The organism is Bacillus sp. HY001 (assembly GCF_007558965.1).
Lineage (GTDB): Bacteria > Bacillota > Bacilli > Bacillales > Bacillaceae_G > Bacillus_A > Bacillus_A mobilis.
On the sequence record NZ_VLTE01000143.1, the window covers coordinates 1 to 1,659 of the forward strand.

The window sequence follows — 1,659 nt, forward strand, 5'->3', positions numbered from 1 at the left end:
CCACATGCCCATCAACTTAAGAACGAAAACAAAATGAACTTTCGTTCAAACAAACTAAAAAACACGTAATGTACTTTTGGTATTGAAAAGTACACACACCAAATAAACTCTAACGAGTTTCATTTTAAAAATTATGCAGCTTTCTTTTGTTTTCCAAACCCATTATACTCATAGACAACACCCATAATATCAAAGATAGTTTTCTTCTCATATCGATGAGATTTCCGTCCATTCTTCTGTAGGAGGTCGAACAAACGGATTAAAATCTTTGTTAGATTTTGGGTGTTTCTCTGTATCGCTTGATATAACAGCGATACATGATCTTGAATCATCCCAATGGCTTTATATTCACTTAATTCTCTTTTGTTCTTTTGCAAAAGAAGTTTACGCATCTTAAACATCGTAGAAGAACAGATAAAGATGGCAATAAGTCTTCCATACACATGACATTCTAATCGCTCTTTTTTGATAGTTTGCCAATGATGAATTTGAAATAAGGATTTCCACGTTTTAAAAATAATTTCTATTTGCCAGCGAAGGGAGTAAAAGTCATGTATTTGTTCCATCGGAACAACTCCTTCAGGCGTATTTGAGACATATATGTTGATACCCGTTAATCGTTTACTCTTTTCTGAAAATGTAATACCCTTTTTACTTTCAGTGTAACTTTGTTTTTTTCTACGTTCCTGTATCTGTTTGTCTGTTAAACGATAGATAATTACACGTGTGAATAGTTTTTGATTCTTTCCAATGTAAGCTTCTTTTATTTCGTATGTTTGACCGGGTTTTAAATTGTTCATAATATGTTCTAAATCAACTTGGATATACTGTGATTGCTTTTTTACGGTTCCGTTTCGAAAGTATTCTGGAAACGGATTTTTTACATACACGGTATGGTTTAATTTTAATCTGGATATATAATAAGCACCTCGTTGATCCATTTGATCTAAGTCTTCTAATGAAAAATAACCTAAATCACGGATACATAAATCGCTTGGACGTAATGTGTCTAAGCATTCTGTTCCAAAGGTCTTATCATTATTTTTTCCTGGACCTATCTGAAAGTTTAGAAACTGTCCGCTATGTAAGTCATATTCTAATTGAATCTTGATACCCGCTGTTTGTGCACAACCACCTGATCCAGGATATACATGGGCTAAATGTTTTGGTACTTGGAAAATCGTCGCATCTAAAATACGAATTCGTTGAAAATACGTGAGCGCCGCGCTTGAAATGGCCGATGTTTCACAGATTTTACTTTTCCATAATGCCGAAAAAATATATTTCAAAAATTCAACCGCTTTTTTATCAAAGCGTTTATTGAGTCCTTCTGGACTCATAAGAGTGCCTGTGGCCGCATGTAATTGACTGCATAGTCGAACAAGCGAGTCACTCGCTGTACGTTGACTTACCCAAATACATATGGTAGCTAATTCATTTCCAGAAAACTTTCGTTTTCTTTTTACAAAACCTAATTCTTTTGCGAGTTCTTCCAAAAGAGAAGGGGTTAAATGACGATACAGTTCTTCAGAAAATAGTTGTAATTCATCTTGAATCGAAAGATTCATAAAAAATGTCACCCTTTCTAGCTAGCTTTTTAGAAAGAATAACGTTTTTTGTCACTTGGGGGTAGTGAAAATTCTTAAGTTGATGGGCATG

1 protein-coding gene is annotated in these 1,659 nt (G+C 34.2%); it reads right to left on the reverse strand.

The window, feature by feature from the left end; translation table 11 throughout:
- Nucleotides 1–131: 131 nt before the first annotated feature.
- Nucleotides 132–1,568, reverse strand: a complete 1,437-nt coding sequence (locus FOT98_RS29270) for an IS4 family transposase (protein WP_001053964.1) — start codon at nucleotides 1,566–1,568, stop codon at nucleotides 132–134.
- Nucleotides 1,569–1,659: the final 91 nt, after the last annotated feature.